This is a genomic window from Streptomyces adelaidensis (assembly GCF_016598475.1).
Classification (GTDB): Bacteria; Actinomycetota; Actinomycetes; order Streptomycetales; family Streptomycetaceae; genus Streptomyces; species Streptomyces adelaidensis.
On sequence record NZ_JAEMUX010000072.1, the window covers coordinates 1 to 21,719 of the forward strand.

Sequence of the window (21,719 nt, forward strand, 5' to 3'; positions counted from 1 at the left end):
CGAGGGCCGAGTCAGGGCTGAACGAGGGCTGAGGGTCCGGGTCCCCTGAGCCGCACGGCATGGCGTACGCCCCTTCCGTCACGCGATACTGCCGCCGTCCGGAGCGAACCCCCACGGCGCGACAGCGACGGAAGGACCCGAACTCCCTTGATATCCCTGACACATGTGCAAAACGGCAGGCCCGGAGTGCGCGGGGCGGTGATCGGGCTGACGGCTCTGCTGGCGGGGCTCGGCGCGCCCGTCCCGGCATCGGCGTCGGCCTCGGCCTCGACCTCGACCTCGACCTCGACCTCGGCCTCGGCCTCGGCCGCTTCGGCTGCGGCTCCCACCGTCGAGGAGCGGCGGCTCGACCGGGCCGTGCCCCAGGAGATCCTGCGGCGGTCCGGATTCGACGCCGTGGCACCGGAGTTCGGGCGGGCTCTGGCCGGGGCGCGGTCGTACGCGCAGGCCGAGCGGATCGTCGTACGGCAGGGTGCGCGGTTGTGGACGCGGGCGGTGGAGCGGGCGCAGGGGCGGGGTCCGGCGGGTGGCGACCTGAGCCGGGACGACGACCGGCCGTTGTACTGGGCGCGGTTGGGGATGACGCGGGAGGTGCGGGGATGGGAGCCGGGGGCCTTCGCGCTGAGCAATCGTCAGAGAGCCGCTCTGCTGGGTGAGTTGGAGCGGTCGTCGCGGGGGCAGGACTCCATCCGTTATCCGCACGGTTCCGGTGGCAAGGGGATGAAGCGGATTCTCGTCACCGGGTTCGACCCGTTCACGCTGGACCGGGACGTGCGGATCTCCAACCCGTCCGGGGCGACGGCGCTCGCGCTCGACGGCACGGTGGTCCGGACCGCCGACGGAAGGCGGGCGCGCATCGAGACCGCCGTCTTCCCCGTCCGCTGGCAGGACTTCGCGGCCGGCACGGTCGAGCGCACCCTCCGGGGGCAGTTGCCGCGCGTGGACCTCTTCGCGACGGTCAGCCAGGGCCGGGTCGGCCGTATCGACATCGAGCGGACCAACGGGGCCTGGCGCGGCGGCTTCGCCGACAACGACAACATCGGCCGCACCGAGACCGTCCCGGTGAGCGACCCCGCCACTCAGCCCCAGTGGACGACCACGACGCTGCCCTACGCGGACATCGTCGCCGCGAACACGGGACGGTTCCCGGTGTACGACAACACGAGCGTGACGGAGATCCCGGCGGGCGGCACGGAGGCGGTCGCACGGCCCGAGGGACCGACCCCGGGGTCGACCGCCCGGGCCGGCGGGGGCGGCGACTACCTCTCCAACGAGATCGCCTACCGGGCCACGCTCCTGCGCGACCGGCTGGGGCTGACCGCCCTGCCGGGCGGGCATGTGCACACGCCGGTCCTGCTGTTCGGCACCGGCAACACCGACCCGGCGACCGGGACCGTGACCGATCCGGAGTTCGTACGGAACCGGCTGGACATCATCGCGCAGGTACGGGCGATCGTGACGGTGGCGGCCGGTTCTAGTGCGCCGGGGCGAACGCGAGGCTGATGCCGAGGCCGGCCAGGACGGACCCGATGACCTTGTTGAGGACTTTCTGGCCGCGCAGCATCACGGCGCGCATCCGGTCGTGCGAGAAGAAGACGGCGACGACACCGAACCACAGCAGGTGGGCGAAGGCCATGAACAGGCCGTAGCCCGCCTGCTGGAGGAGCGGGGTGCCGGGGCTGACGACCTGGGCGAAGGTCGAGACGACGAAGAGGGTCGTCTTGGGGTTGAGGACGTTCGTCAGGAAGCCGGAACGCAGGGCGGTGAACGGCGTCACCGCCGCCGTCTCCTGCGAGAGGTCGACCTTCACCTCGTCTCGGGTGCGGAAGGTGCGGATGCCGATGTGGACGAGGTAGGCCGCGCCGACCAGCTTGATGACCGTGAACAGGAAGGTGGAGGAGGCGATGAGCAGGCCCACGCCGAGCATCGTGTACGTGACGTGCACGAGGACGCCGGCCGCGACTCCGGTGGCGGAGAGCAGGCCGGTCGTACGGCCGTAGAGGTAGCTGTTGCGGATGACCATGGCGAAGTCGGCGCCGGGGGCTATGACCGCCAGGACGGTGATGAGGGCGACTGCGAGGATCTCGGTCACGCGGGTGACTCCGGCTTCTGGAACATGCCGTTCGGGCGGCTGTTGTGCTGGGCCGGGTTCCGCTCGTCCTCGTTGTCCGTCTCCTCGCCCAGCAGGTCGCGGGCCATGAGGGTGGCGCCCGCGACCGCTCCGGGCATCAGGAAGACGGCGACGAACGGTACGAGGAAGGCGAGGCCCAGCGGGGTGCCGAAGCCCCAGATCAGGGTCTTGCGGGAGCGCAGGAGGGCGAGTCGGTCGCGGAGATCCACACCGCGGCGCTGCAGGGCCACGGCGGTCAGTTCCTCGGTGAGGAAGAAGCCGGTCACGAAGAAGCCGATCACGGGGACGACGGTCTGGCCGATGAACGGGACGAAGCCGAGGGCGAAGAGCAGCACGGCCCACAGGAGCGCCCGTACGACGATCCGCAGGCTGTCGCGGGCCGAGATCCACAGCTCCCGCCACAGCGGCAGGCCGGACTCCGGTGCGGTGCCGTCGGGGGACACGTCACGGTCGACCTTCTCGGAGAGGTTCTCGTAGAAGGGCTGGCCGATGAGGAGGGTCACCGCGGTGAAGGTGATGACCGTCAGGAGGAGGGCCAGGGCGAGGAGTACGGCGGTCAGCAGGCCGCGGAAGAGGCCGAGCCAGGGGCTGGACCAGTCGTCCGCGAAGGGGGTGGCCCAGGTGACGAAGTCCGGGCCCCAGAGGGCCAGGGCCACGAGGGCGCCGATGTAGAGGACGAGTGTGATCAGGCCGGGGATCAGACCGAAGCCGTACTGCTTGCCGTGCCGGGCCACCCAGCGTTGGCCCTGGACGAGGTACTGGAAACCCACCCCTATATCGCGCATGGGGGAACTTTATCCAGTGGAAGTGGGGTGGGGTACGGGGGGTTTGCGCGGGTCGGGCTCGGGAGGGTGGGTGCGTTGGCGGTGCGGGTTCGTCGTGGTCGCTCGCGCGGTTCCCCGCGTCCCTGAAGGAGCCTTCGGCCTTTCAGGATGCCGCGAAGGGGGCGTCCGCTGTGAAGGTCAGCTCCGCGAAGCGTTCTCCTATGCGGCGGTGGGTGGCGGCGTCGGGGTGGAGGTCGTCGGGGAGGGGGTGGGCGGTGGCTTCGGGCTCGCCGTAGAGGGCGCGGCCGTCGAGGTGGTGGAGGTTGGGGTCGTCCGGGGCGCGTTGGGTGACGATGCGGGAGAGTTCCTCGCGGATTACCCGGAGGGTCAGTTTTCCGGTGGCCTCGTCCGCCGGGTCGCCCAGGGCACGGAAGCGGAGGTAGCCCTTGGCGAGGTCGGTGAAGTCGGGGGCGCTGGGGCCGGGGGTGTCCTCGTGGATCGGGCACAGGATGGGTGAGACCACGAGGAGGGGCGCGGTGGGGTGGCCGTCACGGATCGTGTCGAGGAACCCGTGGACGGCCGAGGTGAACGCGCGCAGCCGCATCACGTCGTGGTTGACCAGGTTGATGCCGATCTTGACGCTGATCAGGTCGGCCGGGGTGTCCCGCATGGCCCGCGCGGTGAACGGGTCGAGGAGGGCGCTGCCGCCGAGGCCCAGGTTGATCAGCTCGACGCCGCCGAGGGACGCGGCGAGCACGGGCCAGATGGTGGTGGGGCCCGCCCCGTCGGAGCCGTGGCTGATCGAGCTGCCGTGGTGCAGCCACACCCGGCGGCCCTGGTCCGGGGCGGGTTCGACGGGGGCGTCGGTGCGCAGGGCGACGAGTTCGGTGGTCTCGTTGTGCGGGAGCCAGATCTCGACGGTCTTGGGGGTGTCGGGGAGGTCCGTGAAGCGGACGGTGCCGGGCTCGCCCGGCTGGTACTCGGCGGTCCCGGCCGCCATGTCCACGGTCACCGTGTTGCCGGTCGGCACGCTTCCCCGGCCCGTCAGGACGCCGTCGACCAGCAGTTCGTAGACGCCGTCCGGGCGGGGCGGGGCGCCCACGTACTCCCGTTTGGTGGGCAGTGCGTCCAGTTCGACGGCGGTGGCGCGGGTGCGGAAGACCAGGCGTACGCCGGAGGGCTGGGACTCGACCATCGCCAGCTGCGGGTCGGTGCACTGGGCGCGCGCCCGGGCGGGCAGCCGGTGCGGCAGTACGCCGTGGTCGGTGCGCTCCAGCTCCAGGGCGCCGCGGATGAGGTCGGCGGTGAGGGGGGTGGTGATGCAGGGGTGGGGGTCGGGGTGGGGGTGGGAGCGGGGGTGCTTCGGGTGCTTCGTGGACATGGCTCAACCTGACGATCGGTGGGGTGGATTGTCGGGCGGTCAGGGGGGTGACTTGCCGGCGGTCAGTGGGATGGTGGCGGGGCGGGCCAGTCGCGGAGCAGGGCGTCGAGGGCGTCGAGGATGCGCTCCCAGCTCTCCTGTGAGTCGGGGGCGCTGTGGCTGAAGCCGCCCGCCGATTCCAGGCTGACGTAACCGTGGAAGACGCTGCCCAGCAGCCGGACCGCGTGTGTCTGGTCCGGCTCGGTCAGGTCGTAGCCGCGCAGGATCGCCCTCGTCATCTGCGAGTGTCTGCCGCCGGCGCTCACGGCGGCCGTCTCCGGGTCGAGCCTCAGCCGGGCCGCCGCATAGCGGCCGGGGTGCTCGCGGGCGTAGTCGCGGTACACGTTGGCCAGTGCCGCCAGCGCGTCCTTGCCGGCCCGTCCGGCGAGCGCGGCGGCCCCCCGGTCGGCCAGCTCCTCCAGGGCGAGCAGCGCGATCCGGGTCCTGAGATCCTGGGAGTTCCTCACATGTGAGTACAGGCTCGCGACCTTCACGTCGAACCGCCGGGCGAGCGCCGAGACGGTCACCTCGTCGAACCCGACCTCGTCGGCCAGCTCCGCGCCCGCCCGGGTCAGGCGTTCCGGTGTGAGCCCCGCACGTGCCATGCCCGTCCCCTCGAAGCTCTAGGCAAACAGTTACTTACCTTAGGGTGCCCGCTTCGGGACTAGCCGTGCCGCCACCGCGATCCCGCCCTTGACCTTCATACCGGTGTGAAGGTCGATGATCGTGCCATGACCGCTACCTCCTTCAACCCCCGTGCCCTGCTTGCCGGAAGCCGGCTCGGCGTGCTGGCCACGATCAAGACGGACGGGCGTCCGCAGCTCTCCCCCGTCCAGCCCTTCTACGACGAGACCGCGGGCGTCATCCTCGTGTCGACGACCGCGGGCGCGGCCAAGGTGGCGAACCTGCGGCGCGATGCGCGGGCCACGCTGGAAGTGACCGCCTCCGACGGCATGTCATGGGCCACCGCCGAGGGCGTGGCCATCCTCACCGGACCGGGGACCGACCCTCACGGGCCCGAGGTCGAGGCGCTGGTGGACTACTTCCGGGCCGCCGCCGGGGAGCACCCGGACTGGGAGGAGTACCGGGCGGTGATGGTCTCCGACCGCCGGGTGCTCATCACGATGACGGTCGATCACGTCTACGGCGCCGACATCGGCTGAGGGGACGGTATCGCCGCCCTCCGGGGCCCGCTCCGGTCAGCCGGCGCGGGTCGGCAGGAGGGTGCGGACCAGGTCGGTCACTTCCCTCGCGTGGTCGTTGAGGAAGAAGTGGCCGCCTTCGAACACGCGCGTGCGGAAGTCGCCCGAGGTCTGCTCCCGCCAGGCCATGACGTCCTCGACGGCCGCCTCGGGGTCCCGGTCGCCGGTCAGGACGACGACGGGGCAGGACAGCGGCCGGCCCTGGGTGTCCTCGTAAGAGGCGAGCGCCCGGTAGTCCCCGCGCAGCGCGGGCAGGATCAGGTCCAGCAGTTCGGGGTCGTCGAGGAGGGCGGCGTCCGTGCCGCCCAGCCCGCGCATGCGGCCGATCAGTTCGGCGTCGCCCCGCGGCCAGTCCTCGGCGCGCCGCCGGGCCACGGCCGGCGCGCGACGGCCCGACAGGACGAGCAGGTCCGGCTCACCGCCGGGCAGCCGGGCAAGGCGTACGGCCACCTCGTACGCCAGCGAGGCGCCCATACTGTGCCCGAGCAACGCGCGGGGCCGGTCGCCCGGCGGGCCCAGCGCCTCGACGATCAGGTCGGCGAGCAGATGCAGGTCCTCGACCGGCGCCTCGCCCAGACGGTCCAGCCGCCCCGGGTACTGCACAGCCAACACGTCGACGGCGGGGGCGAGTTGCATGGCGAGGGGGCGCCAGTAGACAGCGGAGCCACCCGCGTGCGGGAAGCAGACCAACTCGCAGTCCGCGTCGACGCCCATGCCTGTGCCCGTGCCCGTGCCCGTATTCACATGCGCATGCGCCATCGACTGGAAGCGTCGAAACCAGACGTTCTGCCCTTGGCTCACTCCGACCGGTCCCCCGGCTCCGCACCCGACCACCGCTTCGCGGCGCCCACTTCGCAACGCATCCACACCTCACCAGACTTCTGAGGACATCCCGAACGGGCGGGCCTGTCCTGCCCCTACGCGGTCCCCCGCATCGTCGCATCCCGCGTTGAACTCATCGAGAGCCGAGGCGGTGAAGCTCCTCCAGGGGATACGGCGTCTCCCTGCTCTCGTCACTGAGCCGACGGAAGAAGGCCGACATCACCGCGGTGAGCGGGGCGTGGCGGGTGATGATCGCCGCGGCGGCGGCCGGGATGCCGGTGGGGCGCTCGCCTCGGGCGTACGCGCGTATGCGGGCCTCGCGGTCGTTCCGCCCGTCCCCGTACAGGTCGGTGACCAGCCAGGTGACCAGGTAACGGAGGGCGTAGCAGCGGTCGTAGGTGCGGTGGCGGTCGAAGAAGGCGGCTTCCGCCGGGGACAGGTCGAAGCGGGAGGAGAGGGAGAGGCCGTAGTCGGCGAAGTAGAGACGGTGACCGTCGGTCAGGATGTTCTCGAAATGGGCGTCGAAGTGCAGGAGGCCCCGGCTGTTCATGAACGCGATGCCGGCCGCCAGTTCCCGCTCGACCATGGCGCAGGCCCGGTCGGCCGACTCGGCACCGGCGGCCGTCCGTTCGCCCAGCCACTGGTGGAGGTTCTGCGGGATGTACTCCAGGAACAGCGCGATGCTCGCGGAGGACTTCTGGAGGGCCTCGATGCGGTGGCGTACGTGGGGGCTGCCGTCCCAGCGGGCGACGACCCGTTCGATGTCGGCCAGTTCCTCGGGGAGGGGCGTGGAGTCCGGCAGTACGCGCCAGTGGTGCAGGAGGGGAAAGCCGTCGTACTCCCCCGTGATCGCCCAGTTCGTCGTCATGGTGTGCACGGCCAGTTCCCGCCAGACGCCGAAGCCGGGGCCGCCGCCGATGCCGTACTGGCAGGAGAGGGGAAGCCGGAAGAGGTTCGCCGTGGAGTGGATGTTCTCCGGTCGCCGTTCCGGGTCGGTCAGGGGCACACGTTTCACGAAGACCGGGGTCCCGGCGACCTCCAGGAGGGCCGACTTGCCGCCGATGCCGGAGCCGATCGGGGCGGCGGTGTCCAGGAGTTCGCTCAGGGAGTGGTCGCTGTGCGGGGCGAGGGCAGTGGAGACGGCACGGTGAGCGGTGAGGCGCGCGCCGCGTGACATGTCGGATGGGTTCACCGCTCATGCCTAGCATCCGCTCCCAGGGTGGTCACGTCGTCATCGGCGTCACGGCCAACTCACCTCGTACCAGGGTGCTCCCAGGCATCCGTGACGGCTGTGCCCTCTTGTTGCGCGGGAGTCGAACATGTAGACCACCTGTGGTTGACCGCCCGTGGTTGACACCCGCACCGGCACGTCCGAAGGAACCCCACTCCAGGAGGTAGCGTGCGTCCGCCGAAACCCGGCCCGAGACCCGCCCGGTCCAGCCAATCCGCCCTCTTCTGCGTGACCGCCGTCACCGCCGGCTCGCTCCTGCTCGCCCCGCATCCCGCGGGCGCCGACCCCAAGCCGACGGTCCGTGAGGGCTCCGCGTTGCCGCGGGGCGCCGCCCAGGCCCCGGCGAGCGCGGCGCAGCGGGCTCTCACCGCGCCGGTGACCGACCTGGCCGACGATGCCGCGGACACCACAGCCGCCCCTCGGGGCTACCCCCGCGAGCAGGTCCTCACCGTCGGCCCGGAGAACCCGGCCGACAAGTCCATCAAGCTCGGCCTCACCCCGTACCACGCGATCGCCCCGAAGCTGAACTCCCTCCAGGAGCTCGGCGACCGGGTGAGTGTCGAGGTCGCCGGGCGGTCGGCCGGCGGGCACCGGCTCTACCTCGTCACCGTGACCGCCCCGGAGAGCGCACGCCAGGCCCGCGACCAGGCGCGGATGCGTGAACTCATCGAATCGGCACCGCGGTCGGCGGCGAAGAGCCCGGCGGTGAAGAAGACGTACAAGGCGCCCGTCTTCTTCAACAACAACATCCACGGCAACGAGTGGGAGGGCACGGACGCGTCCCTGAAGCTCATCGAGCGCCTCGCGACGGCTGACGACACCGAGACGAAGGACCTCCTCGCCCACTCCCGGCTGTACTTCAACATCACCGCCAACCCGGACGGCCGGATCGCGGGAACCCGCGCCAACGCGAACGGCTTCGACCTGAACCGGGACTTCGTCACCGCCTCCCAGCCCGAGGTGCGGGCGATCCGGCAGATCCAGATCGACAAACAGCCGGCCGTGATGCTCGACCTGCACGGATACGTCAACGGCACGCTGATCGAGCCGACCACTCCCCCGCACGGCGAGAACTACGAGTACGACCTCTTCCTGAAGAACACCTATGCCAACGCCCTCGGCATGGAGTCCGCCGTCAACGGCCTCGGCCACACGCCCGAGAAGGACGGCGTCGACCCGGCCCAGATCCCGTTCCGCGACTCGGAGGAGGGCTGGGACGACTGGCCGCCGATCTTCACCCCGCAGTACGCGGCCTTCCACGGCACGGTCGCCGCGCACACCGTGGAGATCCCGCTCCAGGTGAACAACGCGGCGTACGAGTCGCTGCCGGTCGCCGAGTTGCGCCGCCGCTCCGCCATCAACGTGGACGTCGCGGGCGCGGCCCTGCGCGCGACCCTCGACTTCGTACGGGAGAAGCGCGCCTCGCTCGTCGCCGACCAGATCGAGGTCTTCCGGCGCGGTGCCACGGGCGCCGCCCAGGTCCCGGTCTCCGAGGAGACCGTCCCCGGGGTGCCCGGCATCGGTCCCGAGGACGTCTACACGGCCGAGTTCCCCCGCGCGTACGTCATCCCGGCGGGCAGCGCCCAGCGGTCCGCCACGGCCGCCGCACTGCTCGTCGACCACCTGCTCGCCAACGACGTACGCGTGACGCGCGCGACCCACTCCTTCCGGCTCGGCGGCCGGTCGTACGGGAAGGGCTCGTACGTCGTCGACATGCGCCAGCCCAAGCGTGGGTTGGCCAATGTGCTGCTCGCCGACGGGCGGGACATCAGTGACAAGGTCTCGGTGATGTACGACATCTCCGGCTGGAGTCTGGGACGGCTGTGGGGCGCGACGGTGGCGAAGGTCGACAGTGGCCGACCGTCGGCCGTCCCCGCGCGGCCCGTCACGACGGCGGCCCGCGTCGGTTACGTCGCCCCGCGCGGCGACCTGCGACTGCGCCTCGACTCCCCGCAGGAGATCGCCGCCCTCAACTCCCTTCTGAGGGACGGGGTTTCGGTGCGGCAGGCGGCCGACGGCAGCGCCCTCGTCCCGGCCTCGGCGCGGCGGAGAGCCAAGGCGCTCGCCACGTCGCACGACGTCGCCTTCGACGCGACGAGGACGACCGGCGGCACTCCCCTCCACCGGGTCCGGGTGGCCGCGGCCGTCACGGCGGGCGAGCTGTTCGCGCTGCGGGAGATGAACTTCGAGGTGGTGCCGGTGTCGACGGCGATCCTCAACGCGGGCTTCGACTGGTCGACGGCCGATGCGCTGTTCGTGTCGTCCGGCTTGTCGTACGGCGGCCTGAACGCCTCCGCCCGTACGGCACTCACCGGCTTCCTCACCACCCACGGCCTGGTCGGCCGGGGCACGACCGGCGCGGCGCTCGCCTCGGCCACCGGGCAGCTGAAGGCGACCGCGGTGGAGGGCAACGGCGACGCCAACGGCGTTGTCCGCGTGGTGAATTCGGGCGGACCAGTGACCGGCGGCGCCCCGGACCACAGCTTCGTCTACGCGCCCGTCTGGTTCACCGACCTCGGCCCCGCAGTCAGCGTCGAGCAGTCGTACGGCACCGGTGAGCCGCTGGTCTCCGGGCACTGGCGGCCCCTGGCCGACGGCACCGGTGGCCCGGCAGCGGCGGCGGGGCAGGCGTCCGTCGTCAGCGGCCCGAACGCGGTCCTCTTCGGTACGGAGCCCCTCTTCCGCGACCATCCGAAGGGGGCGTTCCCGCAGGTGGGCCGGGCGTTGCTGACGGCGTAGGGGTAACGGGCACGAAGGAACACAAGGGAAGCGGGAGCACGCATGACTGAGGGAACCCGGACGGCCACCGTCCATGGCGCGGTAGCCGACGGCTTCGAGGCGGTGCGCGAGGCGTTCGCCGTGTTCGTGGCCGGTGAACGGGCCGACTACCAAGGGCAGTTGAGCGCGTATGCGCATGGGCGGCGGGTCGTCGACCTGTGGGCCGGCCCGGAGGCGGAGGCGGAGAGCGGCGGCGACACGCTGCACGGCGTGTTCTCCTCCACGAAGGGGGCCGCCCATCTCGTCGTCGCGCTCCTCGTCCAGGACGGCGTGCTGGCGCTGGACCGTGAAGTGGCCCACTACTGGCCGGAGTTCGCGGCCGAGGGCAAGGGAGCGGTGACCCTGCGGGAGCTGATCTCGCACCGGGCGGGGCTCATCGGCGTCGACGCCGGGTTCACGGTCGAGGAACTGGCGGACGACCGCGCCATCGCCCAACGCCTCGCCGCCCAGCGGCCGTTCTGGCGTCCGGGCCAAGCCTTCGGCTACCACGCCCTGGTCATCGGGGCGCTCACCGGCGAGGTGGTACGGCGGGCGACGGGCCGCACGCTCCAGGAGGTGTACGAGGAGCGGGTCCGCGCACCGTACGGCCTTGATCTCTTCCTGGGGCTGCCGGCCGAGCACGAGCCCCGCTTCCGCACCGTGCTGCCGATGACGCCGACGCCCGCGCAGCAGGCCGAGCTGGACGCGATGCCGCGCGGCCCGCACACGCTGACCTCGATCGCGTTCAACGACCAGGTGCCGGGCCAGGGGGAGCTGACGGACTTCCCCAACTCCCGTGCCGTACGCGCCAAGGGGCAGGCGTCGGCGGGCGGCGTCGGCTCCGCGCGCGGCCTCGCCGGAATGTACGCGGCGACATTCAGCGAGGTGGACGGCCGGCCGCCCCTCCTCAAGCCCGACACGCTCGCCGAGGTCGGCCAGATCCACTCCCTCGGCTTCGACCTCGTGACCCGCGCCCCCAGGGCGTTCGGCCTCGGCTTCCAGGCCACCGCCGAGAACCTGTACCCGTTCCTCGGCGCAGGCGCCTTCGGCCACAGCGGCGCGAGCGGCTCCCAGGCCTTCGCCGACCCCCGCAGCGGCCTCGCCTACGGCTACACCCGCCGGCGGATGGCCTTCCCCGGCGGGGCGGCACCGGAGAACGCGGAGCTGGTGCGGGCGGTGCACGCGGCGGCCCTGGCGAGCTGAGGACACCGACGACGGCGGTACCCGCGAGACACACGACGGAGCCCGCACCCCACGTCCAGGGGTGCGGACTCCGTCGTGTGCAACGAGCGGGACCAGGCGTGGGTCACGGGAGGGAGGGGTCAGACCTTCACGATCATCTTGCCGGTGTTGTCGCCGCGCAGGACGCCGAGGAAGGCCTCCAGGTTGTTCTCGATGCCCTCGACTACGGTCTCGCGGTACCTGAGTTCGCCGGAGCGGATCCAGGCGCCGACCTCCTGGACGAACTGGGGCTGGAGGTCGTAGTGATCGTTGACGAGGAGGCCCTCGATGCGGCCTCGGGTCTGGATGAGGCGGGCGAGGTTCTTGGGGCCCGGGGCGGGCTCGGTGTCGTTGTAGACGGAGATCATGCCGCAGATGGCGATACGGCCGTGCAGGTTGAGGGAGCCGATGGCGGCCTCGAGGTGGTCGCCGCCGACATTGTCGAAGTAGACGTCGACGCCGTCCGGCGCGGCCTCGCGGAGTTGCTTGCCTACGGGGCCGTTCTTGTAGTTGAAGGCCGCGTCGAAGCCGTACTCCTCGACGAGCAGCTTGACCTTCTCGTCGGAGCCGGCGGAGCCGATGACGCGCGAGGCGCCCTTGAGCTTGGCTATCTGGCCGACCTGGCCGCCGACGGCGCCGGCGGCGCCCGACACGAAGACGGAGTCGCCCTCCTTGAAGGAGGCGGTGCGCAGGAGGCCGGCGTAGGCGGTGAGGCCGGTCATGCCGAGGACGCCGAGGTAGGTGGAGAGCGGCGCGGCGTCCGGGTCGACCTTGACGGCCTGCTTGGCGTCGAACGTGGCGTACTCGCGCCAGCCGCCGAAGTGCAGCACATGGTCGCCGACGGCGATGCCCTCGGCGTTCGACGCGACGACCTCGCCGACCGCGCCGCCCTGCATGGCCTTGCCCAGCTCGAAGGGGGCGACGTACGACTCCGCCGCGCTCATCCGGCCGCGCATGTACGGGTCCACGGAGAGGTACTTGTTCCGTACGAGGACCTCGCCCGCGCCGGGCTGCCGGATCTCCGCCTCGACCAGGGCGAAGTCCTCGTCCTTGGGCCAGCCGACGGGGCGGCTCAGCAGGTGCCATTCACGGGTGGTGGCGGGGAGGGCGGGGGTGTCGGACATGGGGGCCTTCCTGCGGTGCGTTGCGTGCGGCTCGGGCTGCCGCCCGGATGGTCAGCCGTGCCGGCCGTACCAGCCGTACCGGTCTCACCGGTCTCACCGGTCTCACCGGTCTCACCGGTCTCACCGGTCTCACCGGTCTCACCGGTCTCACCGGCGCATCATACCGAGCGGTTAGTTCATTACCTGAAACAACCATGTCTCTGAATATTTCAGGTTGTCAAGTAAAGGGGTAGCCTGGTGTCCATGGCCACGCAGAAGACGACCCCCCGCATCGACCCGCTGACCTTGGAGGTCATCGAACTCATCGGCACGGTCGTGGCCCGTTACCACGAGGAGTACGAGGACGCCGCCGCCGGGCACACCCTGACCGGAGCCCAGGCCCGCCTCCTCGGTCTCCTTTCCCTCGAACCACTCCCCATGCGCCGCCTCGCCCAGAAACTCCGCTGCGAGCCGTCGAACGTGACCGGGATCGTGGACCGTCTGGAGGCCCGGGGCCTGGTCGAGCGGCGCCCCGACCCGAACGACCGCCGGGTGAAGCTGGCCGCCGCGACGACGCAGGGGCGGCGGGTCGCCCGCAGCCTGCGCGAGTCACTGGACTTCGCACGGGAGCCGCTGGCAGAACTGTCCGACGGCGAGCGTGAGTCGTTGCGGGATCTGCTGCGGCGGATGCTCGGGGAGTGAGCGGACGCCGCGAACCCGGTTGTCCGGCCCCCGCCGGCCTGTGAGGGTCGCCCCATGCACACCTTTCCCGCACCCGACGGCACCCTTCTCGCCCATCACGCTCTCGGCGACGGTCCACCTCTCATCTGTCTCCCCGGCGGCCCCATGCGGGCCTCCGCGTATTTGGGGGACCTCGGGGGGCTTTCCGCTCATCGGCGGCTGGTCATGCTGGATCTTCGTGGGAGCGGGGGTTCGGCGGTGCCGGAGGACAGGGCGTCGTATCGCTGCGATCGGCAGGTCGAGGATGTGGAGGCGCTGCGGGTGCGGCTCGGGTGGGAGCGGGTGGATCTGCTCGCGCACTGTGCCGGGGCGAACCTGGCGGTGGCGTATGCCGGTCGGTATCCGGAGCGGGTGGGACGGCTCGCGCTGGTGACGCCGAGTGCGATCGGGGTGGGCATCGCGGTCGGCGGAGAGGACCGGCTGGGGGTGGCTCGGTTGCGGGCCGGGGAGCCCTGGTTCGGGGAGGCGTTCGCCGCGTTGGAGGAGATCGCGGCGGGGCGGGCGCAGGGCGGGCACTGGGAGGCGGTCGCGCCGTTCTTCCACGGCCGCTGGGACGCGGAGGCCCAGGCCCTGCACGCCGCCGACGCCGTCCAGAAGAACCCCGAGGCCGCCGCCGCCTTCGGGGCCGAGGGCGCCTTCGATCCGGAGGGCGCCCGGGCGGCCCTCGCCCGGTTCGGGTCGCCCGTCCTCGTGCTCGCCGGGGAGGTGGATCTCAATTCACCGCCGCGCGCGATGGCCGAGTACGCCGGGCTGTTCCCCGATGCCCGGCTCGTCGTACAGGACGGGGCCTCGCACCATCCCTGGGTGGACGATCCGGAGCGGTTCACGGCGACCGTGTCGGGGTTCCTGGGCTGAGGACCGGCTTCCCCGTCCCAGGGCCGGAGTGTGCTGCCGCTCGGCCCTACGTGCACCACCACAGGAACTTCTCGCACGTCTGCGTGGGTGACGGCTCGGGAGTCGGGTCGTCGGTGGGCGGGTCGGTGGTGGGCTCGGGCGTCGGGTCGGGGTCGGACGGGGCGGCCGGGGCCGAGGTGCCGGGGCGGGTGCCGGTGGTCGCGGACTGGCCGTCGCGCTCCTTCTTGTCGTCCTCGTCCTTGTCCTTGTCGTCCTTCTCCGGCTCGGAGGCGGACGGGGAGGTCGAGTCGGAGGGCGAGGTGGACGGGGAGTCGTCCTCGCCGGAGCCCGCGGTCGTGCCGTCGTTCTCGTCCGCCCCTCCGTCGCGGGAGGCCGAGGCACCGCCCGCGGACTCGTCGTCCGCCGTCGTGGTGGCCGGACCGGAGCCGGGGGACTCCATGCCCAGCTCCGCGAGGCTGAGCGCGCCGGCGGCCAGCAGCAGGCCGGAGCCGATCAGCACGACGCGCCTGCGACGGCGCCGGTGGGCGGCCGCCTTGCGGTCGCGCCGGTTGGAACGCGTCCCCGCGACGCCGCGCCCCTCACGGGCGGCCCGGCGGCGCGACGACCGGGGGCCGGGTTCAGCCTCGGACGCGGCGGAGGCTTCCTCGGCGTCCTCCGGGAGCGCGTCGGCGTCGTCCGCGTACGCGCGTAGCTCTTCGACGGGGGTGCCGCAGCCCGGGCAGGCGAGGGCGCCGTTGAGGTGCCGTCGGCACGGGTGGCAGTAGTCCATGACGCGGGAAGACTAAGTTCCGCACAGGGAGCGTTCCTAGAGGCTGCTGTGAAGGTTGTGTGCGGAACCGATCTTTCCGTTTCGCCCGGTTGAGGCCAAGACCGACTATTCGCCGCGATCCTCCGTCGCCGTGGCGGGACCGTCGTCGTACGCCGACGCGGCCCGTCACACGCCGCGCGTGTGACGGACCGCGTAGGCCGGGAAGCGTACTCGCCGGCTCAGGTCTGCTTACGGGCCGTCATGGCCCGCTGGATCAGGATGAACGCGCAGAGCAGCACACCCGTGGCGATCTTCGTCCACCAGGAGCTGAGCGTGCCCTCGAACTGGATGAGGCTCTTGATCAGGCCCAGCACGAGAACACCGAACAGGGTGCCCAGGACGTAGCCGGAGCCGCCCGTCAGCAGCGTGCCGCCGATGACGACCGCGGCGATCGCGTCGAGTTCCATGCCGACGGCGTGCAGCGGGTCGCCGGACTGGATGTACAGCATGAACAACAGGCCGGCCAGGGCCGAGCAGAAGCCGCTCACGGTGTACACGGCGATCTTGGTGCCGCCCATCGGCAGCCCCATCAGCAGCGCCGACTGCTCGTTGCCGCCGATGGCGTACACCCGGCGGCCGAAGCGCGTGTAGTGCAGCACGTAGAAGGCGACGGCGAGGACGACCAGGGCCACGATGGCGCCGATCGACAGGAAGCCGATCCCCAGTTGCGCCTGGGCCTGGGCCAGGCTGCTCACCGAGGAGTCGCTGATGGAGATCGACTCCTTGCTGATGACCAGGCACAGGCCCCGGAAGAGGAAGAGCCCTGCCAGGGTCACGATGAACGGCTGGATCTCGAAGTTGTGGATCACATAGCCCATGAGGAAGCCGCCGAACGCGCCCACCCCCAGGGCGAGCGGCACGACCAGCAGCAGCGGCAGGCCCTGACGCTCCACCATCCACGCCGTGAACATGGTGGTGAAGCCGATCACCGAGCCCACGGACAGGTCGATGCCGCCGGACATGATGACGAAGGTGGCACCGACGGCGGCGACCAGCAGATAGCCGTTGTCGATGAACAGGTTGAGGAACACCTGCGGTTCGGTGAACCCGTAGTTCTGGTACCGGCCGAGGCCGGTGATGTACATCGCGAGGAACAGGGCGGCCGTGACCAGGACCGGCAGCCGCCGGTCGCCGAGCAGGCGGGCGACCGGAGACGCCTGGGACGCTGTACGGCCTTCCGGCACCGTGGGGGTCTTGGTGGTCGCGCTCATCGCGACACCTCCATCTTCGGGGCGGCGTCGGCCGGGGTGGCGGGCGCCGCCGGGGCGGCGGTCTTTCCGCGTCCCTTGGCGCCGAAGACCTTGGCCCGGAACTTCGGGGACTGCAGCAGGCAGACGACGATGACGACGACGGCCTTGAAGACCAGGTTGGTCTGGGTCGGCACGCCGATGGTGTAGATCGTGGTGGTCAGGGTCTGGATCACGAGGGCGCCGATCACCGTGCCGCCGATCGAGAACCGGCCGCCGAGCAGCGAGGTGCCGCCGATGACCACCGCGAGGATCGCGTCCAGCTCGATCCACAGGCCGGCGTTGTTGCCGTCCGCGGCCGAGGTGTTGGAGCTGATCATCAGGCCCGCGATGCCCGCGCACAGGGCGCAGAACATATAGACCATGATCTTGATGCGCATGGACCGGATGCCCACCAGGCGGCTGGCCTCGGCGTTGCCGCCGACCGACTCGACGAGCAGGCCGAGCGCCGTACGGCGGGTCAGGGCCACCGTGACGGCCACGACCGCGGCCACCACGAAGATCGAGAAGGGCAGGGTCAGCCAGTAGCCGCCGCCGATCAGCTTGTACGGCTCGCTGTTGATGGTGATGATCTGGCCGTCGGTGATCAGCTGGGCGACACCGCGGCCGGCGACCATGATGATGAGGGTCGCGATGATCGGCTGGATGCCCATCCGGGCGACCAGGAAGCCGTTCCACAGACCGCAGACGACCGCGGCCACCAGCCCGATGCCCATGGCCAGGAACACCCCGGACAGCGCGTTCTGATCGGCCTGGTCACTGATGTACGAGCAGGTCAGGGCGCCCGTGATGGCGACCACCGCGCCGACGGAGAGGTCGATGCCGCCGGTGGCGATGACCAGGGTCATGCCGACGGCCACCAGGATCAGGGGCGAGCCGAACAGCACGATCGAGACGAGGCTGCCGTAGAGGTGGCCGTCCGTCATCTTGATCGAGAAGAAGTCGGGGGTGAAGGGGACGTTGACGAGCAGCAGGGCGACCAGGACCGCGACCGGCCAGAACAGGTGGTGGTGTGTCAGCGCTCGCCACCGGGAGGGGGTGGTCACTGAGGGGGTACTCACTGGTGCTCTCCGCTCGCGATGGTCTCCAGGATCCTGCTGGTGGTGATCTCCGGCCCGTTGGTGAGCCGCGCCACCAGCTTGCGGTCGCGCAGCACCCCGATGGTGTGGCTGAGGCGGAGGACCTCCTCCAGCTCGGCCGCGATGTAGAGCACGGCCATGCCGTCCTCGGAGAGGGACACCACGAGCTTCTGGATCTCGGCCTTGGCGCCGATGTCGATGCCACGGGTGGGCTCGTCGAGGATCAGCAACTGCGGCTGGGTGATCAGCCAGCGGGCGAGCAGCACCTTCTGCTGGTTGCCGCCGCTGAGCTGGCCGACCCTGGCCTCGGGGTTGGCGGGACGGATGTCCAGCGCCTTGATGTACTTGGCGACCAGTTCGTCGCGCTGGGCGACCGGGATCGGCCGTATCCAGCCGCGGGACGCCTGGAGGGCGAGGATGATGTTCTCCCGCACCGTCAGGTCGGGGACCAGGCCCTCGGCCTTGCGGTTCTCCGAGCAGAACGCGACTCCGGCGCCGATGGCGTCGTTCGGGGCGCTCATGGAGACCTGCTTGCCGCCGATGGTCACCTTGCCGCTGTCGGGCTGGTCGGCGCCGAAGAGCAGCCGGGCCAGTTCGGTACGGCCGGAGCCGAGCAGACCGGCGAGGCCGATGACCTCGCCCTTCTTGATCTCCAGGTCGAAGGGGGCGATGCCGCCGGTGCGGCCCAGGCCCTCGGCCTGGACCAGGGTCTCGCCGACGTCGGAGCGCAGCTGGTGCTCGTGGAGCTCCTCCAGCTGGTCCAGGGCCTTGCCGATCATCAGCTCGATCAGCCCGACCTGGTCGAGGTCACGGACCATGTGCTCGCCGACCAGGGTGCCGTTGCGCAGGACCGTCATCCGGTCGCAGATCTCGTAGATCTGGTCGAGGAAGTGCGACACGAAGAGGATCGCGACGCCCTCGTCCCTCAACTGCCGCATCAGGCGGAACAGTTCGAGGACCTCGTCGCGGTCGAGGCTGGAGGTGGGCTCGTCCAGGACCAGCACCTTGGTGCCGGATCCCTCGCCGTCGCTGTCTCCGGTGCCCACCGACCGTACGATCGCGACCAGTTGCTGCACGGCCAGCGGGTACGAGGACAGGGGCGCGCTGACGTCGATGTCGAGGCCGAGCCGGTCGACCAGCTCCGCGGCCTCCTTGCGCATCCGCTTCCACTGGATGCGGCCCGCGCGCGTGGGTTCACGTCCGATGAAGATGTTCTCCGCCACCGACAGGTTGGGGCAGAGGTTGACCTCCTGGTAGACCGTGCTGATGCCGGCCTGCTGCGCCTGCAGCGGGCTGGCGAACAGTACGGACTTGCCGTCGACGGTGACGGTGCCGCCGTCCAGGGAGTAGACCCCGGTCAGCACCTTGATGAGGGTGGACTTCCCGGCACCGTTCTCGCCCATCAGGGCGTGGATCTCACCGGGAAAGAGCCGGAAGTCGACGCCCGACAGAGCCCGTACCCCCGGAAACTCCTTGACTATGCCCGTCATCTCCAGGACGGGCTGCGGCTCTGCCATGGCAGCGCTCCTCATGAAATGGGTTCAGGCCCGCGGGGAGCCTCCTGGACCGGGTCGTTCGTGCCCGGTCGTCCGGAGGCTCCCTGCCGGGTGGGTGCGGTGGGTCAGTACTTGCGGGTGGGGAGCGCGTCCTTGGCCTGGTCCTGCATGAAGTCGCTCTCCTCGGTCTTGATCCAGCGCTCGACCGTCTCGCCGTCCTTGACCTTCTGCACGACCTCCATCAGCTGGGGGCCGAGCAGCGGGTTGCACTCGACGATCGCGTTGATCTTGCCTTCGGACATCGCGATGAAGCCGTCCTTCACGCCGTCGACCGTGACGATGAGGATGTCCTTGCCGGGCTTCTTGCCGGCCGCCTCGATGGCCTGGATGGCGCCGAGGCCCATGTCGTCGTTGTGCGCGTAGAGCACGTTGATGTCCGGGTCGGACTGCAGGAAGGCCGCCATGACCTGCTTGCCGCCGGCGCGGGTGAAGTCACCGGTCTGGGTGACGACGATCTCCCAGTCGTCCTTGTGCTCCGCGTCCATGATCTCCTTGAAGCCCTTGGCGCGCTCGATCGCGGGGGCGGCACCGGTGGTGCCCTCCAGCTGGGCGATCTTCACCTTGCCCTTGTGGCCGGCCGTCTCCAGGACCTTCTCCAGGATCTTGGCGGCACGCCGGCCCTCGTCCGTGAAGTCGGAGCCGACCAAGGTGACGAACAGGGACTCGTCGCTCTCGACGGACCGGTCGGTCAGGACGACGGGGATCTTCGCGGCCTTGGCCTCCTTGAGGATGGCGTCCCAGCCGGTGACGACCACCGGCGAGAAGGCTATGACGTCCACCTTCTGCGCGATGTAGCTGCGGAGCGCGGAGATCTGGTTCTCCTGCTTCTGCTGGGCGTCGGAGAACTTGAGGGTGTAGCCCGCCTCCTTGGCGGCGGCCTTCACCGAGTCGGTGTTGGCGCTGCGCCAGCCGCTCTCCGAGCCGACCTGGGAGAAGCCGAGGGTGATCTTCTTGCCGCCGCTGGTGGAGGTGCCGGTGGAGCTGTCGTCCTCCTTGGCGCAGGCCGCCAGGCCGCTCGCCGCCACCACGCCGACCGCTGCGGTCAGGAAGTTCCGTCTGTTGAGCATGTCTTCTCCTTTGAAGAGCCGGCCCGGGATGGACCGCTGGTACTGGGTGAGGCCGGTTGGTGCTGGGTGAGGCCGATCGGTGCCCGGTGAGCCGGTCGCACTGCGTCCAGCCTGTCGATCATCGTTCGAGATATCGGCCACAGTGATGTGGTTTGTGCGGTTGGTGGAGCGTGGCGATCGGCTGGTGCCGCATCAGCCGGGAGCGGCCCCCGGTTGGGGGATGTACGGGAAAGTGCTGGCGCGGACCACGAGTTGGGGCTCTATGGCGACGCTGGAGGTCCCGGAGGGGGTCCGGCCCTCGATGAGGTCCAGCAGCAGGGCGATGCTCCGCTTGCCCACCGTCGAGAAATCCTGTCGGACGGTGGTGAGCGGTGGAGCGAAGAACTCCGCCTCCGGGATGTCGTCGAAGCCGGCGACCGCGACGTCCTGGGGGGTCCGCACGCCCGCCTCACGCAGGGCCCGCAGCACCCCCAGTGCCATCTGGTCGTTGGCGACGAAGACGGCGGTCAGGCCGCGGCCCACCCAGCCCGCCAGTTCCTGGCCGGCCCGGTAGCCCGACAGCGGGCTCCAGTCCCCGCGCAGCTGCATCGGCGGTTCGACCCCCGCTTCTTCGAGGGTCTCCCGCCAGCCGGCGGTCCGGTCCGCCGCCTCCTGCCAGTCCTCGGGCCCGGCGAGATGCCAGACCCTGCGGTGGCCGGCGGCCAGCAGATGGCCGGTGGCCAGCCGGGCGCCCAGCCGCTGGTCCACGTTGACGCTGGGGACCTCGGCGCCGGAACCGGTGCCGACGGCCACCACCGGGAAAGGGTGGCGGAGTCCGGCCAGGGCCTCGACGGCGGAACGCTGCGGGGCGATGGCGATCACGCCCTCCACCCCGCCCTCGCTGAGCCGGTCCAGGGCCTCGGAGAGCGTCCGGACCGTGAGTTCGCGCAGACTGACCGTGGAGACGAAGTACCCCTCGGCCCGTGCCGCCTCCTCCAGCGCGAACAACGTGCTGGCCGGGCCGTAGAGCGTGGTGTTGGAGGCGACGACCCCCAGGGTCCGGGTGCGCCGGGTCGCCAGGGCCCGTGCGGAGAAGTTGCGGCGGTAGCCCATCTCCTCGATCGCCCGCAGCACCTTGGCCCGGGTCTCGTCCCGCACGTTGGGGTGGTCCCCCAGCACGCGGGACACGGTCTGGTGGGAGACCCCGGCCATGCGCGCCACGTCCGCCATGGTGGGCGGCCTGAGCTGCGACGGAACCTGCGTCATGGCCGCACCTCCTTGGCGGTCGTCTGCCGATAAGACCTGTGTCGCGGGCGGATGCTCCCGCGCCGCCGACGTCATGCCGGGACTCCGGAAAGCCCTGTGGCACCGGGCGGGTGGGCGAGTTGGCGCGGTGGCGACATGACGCTCAAACCTCCTTGGATGCCGTCGGCGACGATCGGTGAGTGCGGAGGTCATTGTGAGCGCTAACAATTCATGGCGGTCAAGAGGGCTGCGTCAGGGAAGTCGTCACGGTTGAATAACGCGCCGGTTGCCGAGGGCCACGGAGACGGCCGGCCGCGCGCACCTCCCGGCCGCGCAACGGGCCCCTGGCCCAAACCAGTTGACGCGAGCCACGCCGGGGCCGTACGCCCCGGTGCCGCCGGGGCCGATTCGCCTGCCGGCGCCTACGTTCCGGCAGCTCGGACCCCCGGCGCCGTCGTCCGCCCGGACCGCCTCCCCCTGGCCGGAAATGG

At 70.9% G+C, this 21,719-nt stretch carries 19 protein-coding genes; 6 read left to right on the forward strand and 13 right to left on the reverse strand.

Going from position 1 to position 21,719, the window contains the following annotated elements; all coding sequences use genetic code 11:
- Nucleotides 1-198: 198 nt before the first annotated feature.
- Nucleotides 199-1,503 carry a pyroglutamyl-peptidase I gene (locus I8N67_RS31215; RefSeq protein ID WP_372443837.1) on the forward strand — a complete coding sequence of 435 codons (1,305 nt, stop codon included), beginning with the start codon at nucleotides 199-201 and terminating at the stop codon, nucleotides 1,501-1,503.
- Here the strand turns inward: I8N67_RS31215 and I8N67_RS31220 are convergent.
- From I8N67_RS31220 to I8N67_RS31235, 4 genes are all read right to left on the reverse strand, one after another.
- On the reverse strand, nucleotides 1,475-2,092 hold the full coding sequence (locus I8N67_RS31220) for a LysE family translocator (RefSeq protein ID WP_200307593.1): 618 nt from the start codon (nucleotides 2,090-2,092) through the stop codon (nucleotides 1,475-1,477). The two genes, I8N67_RS31215 and I8N67_RS31220, sit on opposite strands and share 29 nt — an antisense overlap.
- A complete protein-coding gene (locus I8N67_RS31225) occupies nucleotides 2,089-2,916 on the reverse strand; it encodes an EI24 domain-containing protein (RefSeq protein ID WP_200307594.1) in 828 nt (275 codons plus the stop codon). Before I8N67_RS31225 ends, I8N67_RS31220 begins: the two co-directional genes overlap by 4 nt.
- Before the next feature lie 142 nt (nucleotides 2,917-3,058).
- Nucleotides 3,059-4,276, reverse strand: coding sequence for an SGNH/GDSL hydrolase family protein (locus I8N67_RS31230; protein WP_200307595.1), 1,218 nt, complete (start codon nucleotides 4,274-4,276; stop codon nucleotides 3,059-3,061).
- Nucleotides 4,277-4,338: 62 nt separating this feature from the next.
- Entirely contained in the window at nucleotides 4,339-4,920 is a 582-nt protein-coding gene (locus tag I8N67_RS31235) for a TetR/AcrR family transcriptional regulator (protein ID WP_200307596.1), read from the reverse strand.
- A gap of 126 nt (nucleotides 4,921-5,046) precedes the next feature.
- Here I8N67_RS31235 and I8N67_RS31240 point away from each other — a divergent pair, with 126 nt between their 5' ends.
- Nucleotides 5,047-5,478, forward strand: a complete 432-nt coding sequence (locus tag I8N67_RS31240; RefSeq protein WP_200307597.1) for a PPOX class F420-dependent oxidoreductase — start codon at nucleotides 5,047-5,049, stop codon at nucleotides 5,476-5,478.
- A gap of 36 nt (nucleotides 5,479-5,514) precedes the next feature.
- Here I8N67_RS31240 and I8N67_RS31245 read toward each other — a convergent pair whose 3' ends face one another.
- Together I8N67_RS31245 and I8N67_RS31250 are read right to left on the reverse strand one after the other, a co-directional pair.
- Complete coding sequence (locus tag I8N67_RS31245) at nucleotides 5,515-6,276, reverse strand: thioesterase II family protein (RefSeq protein ID WP_200307598.1); 762 nt, start codon at nucleotides 6,274-6,276, stop codon at nucleotides 5,515-5,517.
- A 196-nt stretch (nucleotides 6,277-6,472) separates the two neighbouring features.
- Nucleotides 6,473-7,516: a protein kinase family protein gene (locus I8N67_RS31250; RefSeq protein WP_200307628.1), complete on the reverse strand. Its 1,044-nt coding sequence runs from the start codon at nucleotides 7,514-7,516 to the stop codon at nucleotides 6,473-6,475.
- Nucleotides 7,517-7,798: 282 nt separating this feature from the next.
- Here I8N67_RS31250 and I8N67_RS31255 point away from each other — a divergent pair, with 282 nt between their 5' ends.
- Nucleotides 7,799-10,309, forward strand: a complete 2,511-nt coding sequence (locus I8N67_RS31255; RefSeq protein WP_307835426.1) for a M14 family zinc carboxypeptidase — start codon at nucleotides 7,799-7,801, stop codon at nucleotides 10,307-10,309.
- Nucleotides 10,310-10,351: 42 nt separating this feature from the next.
- The gene (locus I8N67_RS31260) at nucleotides 10,352-11,530 is read left to right on the forward strand and encodes a serine hydrolase domain-containing protein (RefSeq protein ID WP_200307600.1); all 1,179 of its coding nucleotides are present in this window, start codon (nucleotides 10,352-10,354) and stop codon (nucleotides 11,528-11,530) included.
- 119 nt (nucleotides 11,531-11,649) lie between these two features.
- Here the strand turns inward: I8N67_RS31260 and I8N67_RS31265 are convergent, their stop codons facing one another.
- Nucleotides 11,650-12,672 carry an NADP-dependent oxidoreductase gene (locus I8N67_RS31265; protein ID WP_200307601.1) on the reverse strand — a complete coding sequence of 341 codons (1,023 nt, stop codon included), beginning with the start codon at nucleotides 12,670-12,672 and terminating at the stop codon, nucleotides 11,650-11,652.
- Between the two features lie 243 nt (nucleotides 12,673-12,915).
- Between I8N67_RS31265 and I8N67_RS31270 the strand changes: the two genes are divergently transcribed.
- Entirely contained in the window at nucleotides 12,916-13,353 is a 438-nt protein-coding gene (locus I8N67_RS31270; RefSeq protein WP_200307602.1) for a MarR family winged helix-turn-helix transcriptional regulator, read from the forward strand.
- 54 nt (nucleotides 13,354-13,407) lie between these two features.
- Nucleotides 13,408-14,247, forward strand: coding sequence for an alpha/beta fold hydrolase (locus I8N67_RS31275; RefSeq protein ID WP_200307603.1), 840 nt, complete (start codon nucleotides 13,408-13,410; stop codon nucleotides 14,245-14,247).
- A 46-nt stretch (nucleotides 14,248-14,293) separates the two neighbouring features.
- On the opposite strand, the gene I8N67_RS31280 is transcribed toward I8N67_RS31275, so the two are convergent.
- The 6 genes from I8N67_RS31280 to I8N67_RS31305 all read right to left on the reverse strand — a co-directional run bounded on the left by I8N67_RS31280 (nucleotide 14,294) and on the right by I8N67_RS31305 (nucleotide 21,249).
- The gene (locus tag I8N67_RS31280; RefSeq protein WP_200307604.1) at nucleotides 14,294-15,016 is read right to left on the reverse strand and encodes an SCO2400 family protein; all 723 of its coding nucleotides are present in this window, start codon (nucleotides 15,014-15,016) and stop codon (nucleotides 14,294-14,296) included.
- 218 nt (nucleotides 15,017-15,234) lie between these two features.
- Complete coding sequence (gene yjfF / locus I8N67_RS31285) at nucleotides 15,235-16,266, reverse strand: galactofuranose ABC transporter, permease protein YjfF (RefSeq protein WP_200307605.1); 1,032 nt, start codon at nucleotides 16,264-16,266, stop codon at nucleotides 15,235-15,237.
- Nucleotides 16,263-17,348, reverse strand: coding sequence for an ABC transporter permease (locus I8N67_RS31290; protein WP_200307630.1), 1,086 nt, complete (start codon nucleotides 17,346-17,348; stop codon nucleotides 16,263-16,265). Before I8N67_RS31290 ends, yjfF begins: the two co-directional genes overlap by 4 nt.
- A gap of 11 nt (nucleotides 17,349-17,359) precedes the next feature.
- On the reverse strand, nucleotides 17,360-18,898 hold the full coding sequence (locus tag I8N67_RS31295; protein ID WP_200307606.1) for a sugar ABC transporter ATP-binding protein: 1,539 nt from the start codon (nucleotides 18,896-18,898) through the stop codon (nucleotides 17,360-17,362).
- 104 nt (nucleotides 18,899-19,002) lie between these two features.
- Nucleotides 19,003-20,004 carry a substrate-binding domain-containing protein gene (locus I8N67_RS31300; protein ID WP_200307607.1) on the reverse strand — a complete coding sequence of 334 codons (1,002 nt, stop codon included), beginning with the start codon at nucleotides 20,002-20,004 and terminating at the stop codon, nucleotides 19,003-19,005.
- Nucleotides 20,005-20,196: 192 nt separating this feature from the next.
- Entirely contained in the window at nucleotides 20,197-21,249 is a 1,053-nt protein-coding gene (locus tag I8N67_RS31305; RefSeq protein ID WP_200307608.1) for a LacI family DNA-binding transcriptional regulator, read from the reverse strand.
- Nucleotides 21,250-21,719: the final 470 nt, after the last annotated feature.

Coding starts and splice junctions, on each gene's coding strand:
- I8N67_RS31225 (WP_200307594.1), bottom strand. CDS start 2,916: ATGCGCGATATAGGGGTGGGTTTCCAGTACCTCGTCCAGGGCCAACGC.
- I8N67_RS31230 (WP_200307595.1), bottom strand. CDS start 4,276: ATGTCCACGAAGCACCCGAAGCACCCCCGCTCCCACCCCCACCCCGAC.
- I8N67_RS31235 (WP_200307596.1), bottom strand. CDS start 4,920: ATGGCACGTGCGGGGCTCACACCGGAACGCCTGACCCGGGCGGGCGCG.
- I8N67_RS31240 (WP_200307597.1), top strand. CDS start 5,047: ATGACCGCTACCTCCTTCAACCCCCGTGCCCTGCTTGCCGGAAGCCGG.
- I8N67_RS31245 (WP_200307598.1), bottom strand. CDS start 6,276: ATGGCGCATGCGCATGTGAATACGGGCACGGGCACGGGCACAGGCATG.
- I8N67_RS31250 (WP_200307628.1), bottom strand. CDS start 7,516: ATGTCACGCGGCGCGCGCCTCACCGCTCACCGTGCCGTCTCCACTGCC.
- I8N67_RS31260 (WP_200307600.1), top strand. CDS start 10,352: ATGACTGAGGGAACCCGGACGGCCACCGTCCATGGCGCGGTAGCCGAC.
- I8N67_RS31265 (WP_200307601.1), bottom strand. CDS start 12,672: ATGTCCGACACCCCCGCCCTCCCCGCCACCACCCGTGAATGGCACCTG.
- I8N67_RS31270 (WP_200307602.1), top strand. CDS start 12,916: ATGGCCACGCAGAAGACGACCCCCCGCATCGACCCGCTGACCTTGGAG.
- I8N67_RS31275 (WP_200307603.1), top strand. CDS start 13,408: ATGCACACCTTTCCCGCACCCGACGGCACCCTTCTCGCCCATCACGCT.
- I8N67_RS31280 (WP_200307604.1), bottom strand. CDS start 15,016: ATGGACTACTGCCACCCGTGCCGACGGCACCTCAACGGCGCCCTCGCC.
- yjfF (WP_200307605.1), bottom strand. CDS start 16,266: ATGAGCGCGACCACCAAGACCCCCACGGTGCCGGAAGGCCGTACAGCG.
- I8N67_RS31295 (WP_200307606.1), bottom strand. CDS start 18,898: ATGGCAGAGCCGCAGCCCGTCCTGGAGATGACGGGCATAGTCAAGGAG.
- I8N67_RS31300 (WP_200307607.1), bottom strand. CDS start 20,004: ATGCTCAACAGACGGAACTTCCTGACCGCAGCGGTCGGCGTGGTGGCG.
- I8N67_RS31305 (WP_200307608.1), bottom strand. CDS start 21,249: ATGACGCAGGTTCCGTCGCAGCTCAGGCCGCCCACCATGGCGGACGTG.